Origin of the sequence: Stenotrophomonas sp. Br8, assembly GCF_014763005.1 — a bacterium.
GTDB lineage: Bacteria > Pseudomonadota > Gammaproteobacteria > Xanthomonadales > Xanthomonadaceae > Stenotrophomonas > Stenotrophomonas lactitubi.
This window is the reverse complement of sequence record NZ_JACGTN010000012.1, coordinates 101180-108916: the sequence shown is the minus strand read 5'-3', so window position 1 is coordinate 108916 and position 7737 is coordinate 101180. Positions and strand designations below refer to the sequence as shown.

Here is a 7737-nt window from a genome sequence, read left to right as displayed (position 1 = left end):
ATACCCCCCCCCCCCCCCCCCCCTCCTGCGACGGTTCGTCGCACGGCGCCCCCGGGGGGCACCTCTACACTAGCGCGGTGATCCGTACCGTCCAGCTGCATCGAACCCTGCTCCAGCTTGCCTTCATGGCGACGCTGCTGATGGTGCTCGCGCCGCTGGTCAGCCGCGCGCTTCAGGCGCAGCCGATGGATCATGCGGGCATGGCAGGCATGGACCACACGGCCATGGGCCACGACATGCACGACATGGCCATGGCCGGTCACGCGCACCACGATGCAGATCCGGCTGTGCCCCGCCCGCCCGCCGATCCGCACGCCATGCATGGCGAGGCCTGCGAGTACTGCGTGCTGGCCATGCGCCTGCTGCCGTGGCTGGCAGTGCTGGTGCTGCTGCTGCCACTGCTGTGGCGGCCGAAGCTGGTGTTCCCATGGTCACAGCTGCGACTGCCGCTGCTGCATTGGCCGGCACACGCCGCGCGTGGCCCGCCGCCGATCTCCACCGTCCGCTGATTTCCCTATCGAATCCGTCGCACGATGCCTGCAAGGGCGTCGTGCGCGCGTGCGTACCTTGGAGCTGTTCCCATGAAAATGACTTTCCCCGACGCGGGCGCCCGTGCGCGCCTGCCGCTTGCCCTTGGCGTTGCCTTGGCCGCGCCCTTCGCCCATGCCGCGCCCGCTGAAGATGCGCGGACGCTGGATACGCTGGTGGTCACCGCCGCTGCACCGTCCTCACCCTTGCACTGGGTGACCGATCCGCGCCTGCCGCGACAGCCGGTGCCGGCCAGCGATGGCGCCGATTACCTGAAGACCGTTCCCGGCTTTTCCGCCATCCGCAACGGCGGCACCAACGGCGACCCGGTGCTGCGTGGCATGTTCGGTTCGCGCCTGAATATCCTCAGCAACGATGGCAATCTGATTGGTGCGTGTCCCTCGCGCATGGACAACCCGTTGTCCTACATCTCGCCGGAGAGCTTTGACCGGCTGACCATCATCAAGGGCCCGCAGAGCGTGCGCTGGGGCGCGGGTGCGTCTGCGGGCACCGTGCGTTTTGAGCGTGATACCCCGCGTTTCGACGAGCCCGGGCTGCGTGCCGATGCCAGCACGCTGGTTGGTTCGCGCAACCGCAACGACCAGGTGCTGGACCTCACCCTGGGCAATCCGACGGGCTATGTGCGTGCCAGCGGCAATCGCTCCGAAGCCGATGACTACAAGGACGGCAACGGTGATGTGGTTCCGTCGAAATGGCGCAAGTGGAATGGCGACGTAGCCGTTGGCTGGACGCCTGATGCCGATACCCTGCTCGAAGTATCCGCCGGTGCCGGCGATGCGATCGCGCGCTACGCCGGGCGCGGCATGGACGGTGCCGCGTTCGAGCGCACCAGCTACGCCGCGCGCTTCGAGAAGCGCAACCTGCCCGGGGCGTGGGACACGCTGCAGGCCAACGTGTACTACAACGAAGCCGACCACGTGATGGACAACTACACGCTGCGCGAGCCGAACCCGCACAGCATGATGCCGATGCCGATGGCGTCGAACGTGGATCGCCGCACGCAGGGTGGGCGCATCAGCTCCGAATGGCGCTGGCAGGACGTGCAGCTGGTGGCCGGCGTCGACGGCGAGGACAGCCGACATCGCGGCCGCATGGGCATGGGCCGCGGCACCTACAGACAGGCGGACTGGAACACCGACGCCAACTTCCGCCGCTACGGTGCGTTCACCGAATTGACCCTCGGCGCCGGCACCGACCAGCGCTGGATCGGCGGCCTGCGCGTCGATCGTGCCAGCGTGCGCGATGAGCGCGCCGACATCGGCGGCATGATGATGGCCATGCCCAATCCCACCGCCGGCCAGCGCCGCAGGGACTGGCTGGGCAGTGGCTTCCTGCGCTACGAACAGGATCTCGCCGATGGCCTGACCTGGTATGCCGGCCTTGGTCACAGCCAGCGCATGCCCGACTACTGGGAACTGTTCTCGCCCGATCATGGCCCGGCAGGTGCGGTCAACGCGTTCGCTGGCATCCAGCCCGAACGCACCACCCAGCTCGACGTCGGCCTGCAATACAAAGGCCCGCGCGTGCAGGCCTGGGTCTCCGCCTATGCGGGGCAGATCCAGGACTACATCCTGTTCACCTATCGCGGCAGCGGCATGATGGGCATGAGCCAGGCCGACAACGTGCAGGCGCGCATCGCCGGTGCCGAGGCCGGTGTGCAGCTGCAGCTCGACGCGCAGTGGAAGCTGGGTGGCACCCTGGCCTATGCCTGGGGCGAGAACCGCGACCAGCATCGCCCGTTGCCGCAGATGCCGCCGCTGGAAGCGCGCCTGAGCGCTGACTGGGAAGGCCAGCGCTGGAGTGCCGGTGCGTTGGTGCGCGCGGTCACCCATCAGCACCGGGTCGCGGACGGGCAGGGCAACGTGGTGGCGCAGGACCTCGGGCCGAGCAGTGGCTTCGCCACGCTGGCGCTCAATGCGGCCTATCGTTTCAGTTCGCAGCTGCAGCTCAGCGCCGGTGTCGACAATCTGTTCGACCGCGCCTACAGCGAGCATCTGAATCTGGCCGGCAGCGCCGATTTCGGCTTCCCGGCCGATCCGGTACGCATCAACGAGCCCGGCCGCAGCCTGTGGATGAAGGTGAACTACCGATACTGATCCGCTGGGCATGGCCCGGCGCTACCCATGCGCCGGGCAAAGAAGGCCTGCGTCCAAAGAAAACGGGGTCGGATCCCCGCCAGGTTCCGACCCCGCCCGGCGCCCTCGGCCGGGCCTCCCGACTCTACGACGGCGTCGCCGCTCATGGCGCGCCGGGATACATCCCGACATACACCGACACCGTGCTGCGGACCCCTGCATGGAATGGGCGCGCAGCGCTATCGCAGCACCCGTTCCACGCCGGTAAACGCTTGGCACATATCGCTTTTGCGGGGCCTTGCCTACACTCGGCGGCCGTGGATCGCTCAGGATTGTTCATGTTGGCTCGTATCGCTTCGACCCTGGCCCTTGGCCTCAGCCTGGCCGTGCTGGCCGGGTGCGCAGGCAAACAGGAGGCCGCCGCGCGTCGGCAGGGCGAAGCCGTGCCGGTCACCGCGCAGGTCGTGCAGGCGATGCAGTGGAGCGACACGCTGCAGGCGCTGGGTACGGCCAAGGCGCGCGAGTCGATCAGCGTGACCGCCAAGGTGAGCGAGATCGTCGAGCGCGTGCATTTCGAAAGTGGCCAGCAGGTCGCCGCTGGCGCGCCGCTGGTGACCCTGCGCGGTCAGGCCCAGGAAGCCGCATTGGTGCAGGCGCAGGCGACCTTCCGCGAAGCCGACCAGTTGTACAAGCGCCAGCGCGAACTGGCGGCACAGCGGCTGGTGTCCAGCGCGACCCTGGATACGCAGAAGTCGATCCGTGATGCCGCCGAAGCACGCGTGGCGCAGATGCAGTCGGACATCGGTGATCGTCGTGTGCGCGCGCCGTTCGCCGGCGTCCTCGGCATCCGCCAGATCAGCCCGGGCACGCTGCTGACGCCGACCACGGTGATCGCCACCCTCGACGACGTCGAGCGCATGCACATCGATTTCCAGGTGCCGGAAGTGGAGCTGGCCGCGCTGACCATCGGCGACAAGGTGCAGGCCACCAGCGTGGCCTGGCCGGGCCGCACCTTCGAAGGCGAGGTCAGCACCATCGATGCACGTATCGACCCGGCCACCCGTGCGGTGACTGTGCGTGCCGACTTCGCCAACGGCGACCACGCACTGCGTCCGGGCATGCTGCTAGACGTGCGCCTGTTCCATCCTGATCGACCGGCACTGGTGGTGCCGGAAATCGCCGTGGTGCAGGTCGGTCGCGACAGCTTCATGTATCGCATCAAGGCCGATGACACCGTCGAACGCGTGGACGTGGTCACCGGTGCACGCCGCGCTGGCGTGGTCGAGATCAAGCAGGGCCTGCAGGCAGGCCAGCGCATCGTGGTGGACGGCACCGGCAAGCTGCGTGCAGGCCTGAAGGTGGCGGCCACCGACGCCGCGCCCGCCAGTGGCGCCCAGCCGGTGACGGCTGAAGCACCGGTCGCTGCCGAGGGTCACGGCGGATGAAGCTGTCTGACATCTCCATCCAGCGGCCGGTGTTTGCCGTGGTGATGAGCCTGCTGTTGCTGGTGCTGGGCGTGATGTCCTTCACTCGCTTGACCCTGCGCGAACTGCCGGCCATCGACCCGCCGATCGTCTCGGTGTCGGTGGACTACACCGGTGCCTCGGCAGCGGTGATCGAGAGCCGGATCACCCAGGTGCTGGAAGACGCGCTGGCCGGCATCGAAGGCATCGATACGATCAACGCGCGCAGCACCAACGGCCGTTCGCAGGTCAGCATCGAATTCACCTCCAACCGTGACATCGAAGCGGCGGCCAACGACGTGCGCGATGCGGTCAGCCGCGTGGCCGACCGCATGCCCGAAGAGGCACGGCCACCGGAGATCGCCAAGGTCGAGAGCGATGCCGATCCGATCATCTGGTTCAACATGGTGTCCTCGACCATGGACACGCTGGAACTGAGCGACTACGCCGACCGCTACGTGGTCGACCGCTTTTCCAGCCTCGATGGCGTGGCCCAGGTCCGCATCGGTGGCCGCCAGCGCTACGCGATGCGCATCTGGCTGGACCGCGACCAGCTGGCCGCACGCGGGCTGACCACCGGCGACATCGAAACCGCGCTGCGCAACGAGAACGTGGAACTGCCGGCCGGCCGCATCGAATCCACCGACCGCGATTTCACCCTGCGCGTGGAGCGCAACTACATCAAGCCCGAAGACTTCGCGACCATCCCGCTGGGCAAGGGCAGTGATGGTTACGTGGTGCGCATGGGCGATGTGGCGAAGATCGAGCTGGCCTCGGCCGAGCGTCGCGCCTATTACCGCAGCAACGGTGAGCCCGGCATCGGCCTGGGTATCGTCAAGACCTCCACCGCCAACTCGCTGGACGTGGCGCGCACCGCGCGCGCCGAGGCCGAGCGTGTTGCGCTGACCCTGCCCAAGGGCACGCAGATCTTCGTTGCCTTCGACAACACCACCTTCATCGAGGCCGCCGTCGACCGCGTGTACGCGACGCTGGTGGAGGCGATGATCCTGGTGCTTGCGGTGATCTGGTTGTTCCTCGGCAGCTTCCGCGCGGCGTTGATTCCGGCGGTGACGGTGCCGGTGTGCCTGGTGGCGGCGTTCATCGCGCTGTACGCGTTCGACTTCTCGATCAACCTGCTGACGCTGCTGGCGCTGGTGCTGTGCATCGGCCTGGTGGTGGATGATGCGATCGTGGTGGTGGAAAACGTGCAGCGCCGCATCGACCTGGGCGAACCACCGCTGGTGGCGTCCAAACGCGGTACCGCACAGGTGGCGTTCGCGGTGATTGCCACCACCGCCGTACTGGTGGCGGTATTCCTGCCGGTCGGTTTCCTGGAAGGCAATACCGGGCGCCTGTTCCGCGAACTGGCGGTGGCGCTGGCCGCAGCGGTCGCGCTGTCAGCGTTCGTTGCGCTGACGTTGACCCCGATGATGGCCTCCAAGCTGCTCAAGCCGCATACCGGGCAGGCCCCGCGCGGGCTGCACGGTTTCATCAACCGCAATCTGGAACGCCTGGCCGGCGCTTACGGTCGCGTGCTCGATCATCATGTCGATCGCACGTGGATCTATCTGCTGGTGATGGTCGCAGCGCTGGCGGCCAGCTGGCTGCTGATCAAAGTGCTGCCTTCGGAACTGGCTCCGGCCGAAGACCGAGGTTCGTTCCAGATCATGATCGATGGCCCGGAGGGCGCCGGCTACGACTACACCGTGCAGCAGGTGCAGCAGGTGGAAGCGCTGCTGGCCCCGCATGTGGGCGCGGACAAGCCGATCGTGCGCGCCAACCCGCGCGTGCCCGGCGGCTTCGGCGCAAGCGAGGAAATGCACACCGGCCGCGTCAGCGTGTTCCTGCAGCCGTGGCGCCAGCGCAGCGAAGGCACGCCGGAAGTAGCCAACGAACTGCAGAAGGAACTGGACACCATCCGTGGCGTGCGCGTACGCACCCAGGTCGGTGGCGGCCTGGTGCGCAGTGGCGGGCAGCCGTTCCAGATCGTGCTGGGTGGCCCGGAATACGCCGAGATCGCGCAGTGGCGCGACCGCATCCTGCTGCGCATGGCCGACAACCCCGGCCTGGTCGGTCCGGACTCGGACTACAAGGAAACCCGTCCGCAGATGCGGGTGAACATCGACCGCCAGCGTGCGGCCGACCTCGGCGTGCCGGTCACCGCGATCGGTTCGGCGCTGGAAACGATGATGGGCTCGCGCCGCGTCACCACCTTCGTCGACAACGGCGAGGAGTACGACGTGCTGGTCCAGGCCGGCCGTGATGGCCGCGCCAGCCCGGCCGACCTCGCCGCGATCCGCGTGCGTGCGACCTCCGGCGAACTGGTGCCGTTGTCCAACCTGGTCACGCTGAGCGAAGTGGCCGAAGCTGGCACCTTGAACCGCTTCAACCGCCTGCGCTCGATCACCATCAGTGCCGGCCTGGCACCCGGCTACCCGCTGGGCGAGGCTATCGCCTGGGCGCAGCAGGTGACGCGCGAAGAGCTGCCGCAGTACGCGCAGGTGAACTGGAAGGGCGAATCGCGCGAGTACCAGAGCGCGGGTGGCGCGGTGCTGCTGACCTTCGCCATGGCCCTGCTGGTGGTGTACCTGGTGCTGGCCGCGCAGTTCGAGAGCTTCATCCACCCGCTGACGATCATGCTGACCGTGCCGCTGGGTGTGCTCGGTGCGCTGGTCGGCCTGTGGCTGAGTGGCGGCACGGTGAACCTGTTCAGCCAGATCGGCATCGTCATGCTGGTCGGCCTGGCGGCCAAGAACGGCATCCTGATCGTCGAATTCGCCAACCAGCTGCGCGACGACGGGCGAACCGTGCGCGAAGCAATCATCGAATCGGCGATGGTGCGCCTGCGTCCGATCCTGATGACCTCGATCGCCACCGTGGTCGGCGCGATTCCGCTGGTGGTGGCCGGTGGCCCCGGTTCGGCCAGCCGTGGCACCATCGGCATCGTGATCATCTTCGGCGTCACCCTGTCCACCTTCCTGTCGCTGTTCGTGGTGCCGGCGTTCTACGCGCGGCTGGCCCCGTATACCCGCTCGCCGGAGGCGGTGAAGCGCGAGCTGGAGAAGCAGGAGGCCGACTCGCCGTCGGTGGGTGGTCATGCCTGAGCCGGCGCGCATTCTGCACGGCGAAGGCTTCCTCCTGCGGCCCTGGCGCAGCGATGACCTGGAGTCGCTGCTGCGCCACGCCAACGACGCGGACGTCTCGCGTGGACTGCGTGACCGCTTCCCGTATCCGTACACCCGCGAGGATGGCGAAGCCTTCCTGGGCGGGCGCGTGCTGGCCCCCGGCACCCTGAACCTGGCCATCGAGATCGACGGCCAGGCCTGCGGCAGCGTGGGTGCCCAGCAAGGCGTGGCCGAGCGCGGGCATACCGCTGAACTGGGTTACTGGCTCGGCCAGGCCCATTGGGGGCGGGGCCTGATGACCGGTGTGGTCGGTCTGTTCTCGCCCTGGGTGATGGACGAGCTTGGCCTGTTCAGGCTGCAGGCCACGGTGGTCGACTTCAACCTGGGCTCGGCCCGGGTACTGGAAAAGAACGGTTTCCAGGAAGAGGGCGTGGAGCGCTGCGCCGTCTACAAGCGCGGCGTCCTGCATGACCTGCGCCGATTCGCCCGGGTGCGGACCGCGCTGCCCTGAAAGGCCGCCGGGCA

The 7737-nt window shown here is 67.8% G+C and carries 5 protein-coding genes; all 5 read left to right on the top strand.

From position 1 onward, the window contains the following. The first annotated feature begins 125 nt into the window (after nt 1–125). The 5 genes from H3005_RS11840 to H3005_RS11820 all read left to right on the top strand — a co-directional run bounded on the left by H3005_RS11840 (nt 126) and on the right by H3005_RS11820 (nt 7723). Nucleotides 126–509, top strand: a complete 384-nt coding sequence (locus H3005_RS11840) for a DUF2946 family protein (RefSeq protein WP_100554192.1) — start codon at nt 126–128, stop codon at nt 507–509. A 72-nt stretch (nt 510–581) separates the two neighbouring features. Beyond that, nucleotides 582–2645, top strand: a complete 2064-nt coding sequence (locus H3005_RS11835; protein ID WP_191078253.1) for a TonB-dependent copper receptor — start codon at nt 582–584, stop codon at nt 2643–2645. A gap of 317 nt (nt 2646–2962) precedes the next feature. After that, the gene (locus H3005_RS11830; protein WP_100553417.1) at nt 2963–4069 is read left to right on the top strand and encodes an efflux RND transporter periplasmic adaptor subunit; all 1107 of its coding nucleotides are present in this window, start codon (nt 2963–2965) and stop codon (nt 4067–4069) included. Beyond that, nucleotides 4066–7191 (top strand): efflux RND transporter permease subunit, encoded by a 3126-nt coding sequence (locus H3005_RS11825; RefSeq protein WP_100553416.1) that lies wholly within the window; start codon nt 4066–4068, stop codon nt 7189–7191. Before H3005_RS11830 ends, H3005_RS11825 begins: the two co-directional genes overlap by 4 nt. Then, nucleotides 7184–7723: a GNAT family protein gene (locus tag H3005_RS11820; RefSeq protein ID WP_100553415.1), complete on the top strand. Its 540-nt coding sequence runs from the start codon at nt 7184–7186 to the stop codon at nt 7721–7723. The genes H3005_RS11825 and H3005_RS11820 overlap by 8 nt, the downstream gene beginning before the upstream one ends. The last annotated feature ends 14 nt before the right edge of the window (nt 7724–7737 follow it).

Excerpts from the sequence above, each read along its gene's own strand:
- H3005_RS11840 (WP_100554192.1), top strand. The coding sequence starts at position 126 with ATGGCGACGCTGCTGATGGTGCTCGCGCCGCTGGTCAGCCGCGCGCTT.
- H3005_RS11825 (WP_100553416.1), top strand. The coding sequence starts at position 4,066 with ATGAAGCTGTCTGACATCTCCATCCAGCGGCCGGTGTTTGCCGTGGTG.
- H3005_RS11820 (WP_100553415.1), top strand. The coding sequence starts at position 7,184 with ATGCCTGAGCCGGCGCGCATTCTGCACGGCGAAGGCTTCCTCCTGCGG.
- H3005_RS11835 (WP_191078253.1), top strand. The coding sequence starts at position 582 with ATGAAAATGACTTTCCCCGACGCGGGCGCCCGTGCGCGCCTGCCGCTT.
- H3005_RS11830 (WP_100553417.1), top strand. The coding sequence starts at position 2,963 with ATGTTGGCTCGTATCGCTTCGACCCTGGCCCTTGGCCTCAGCCTGGCC.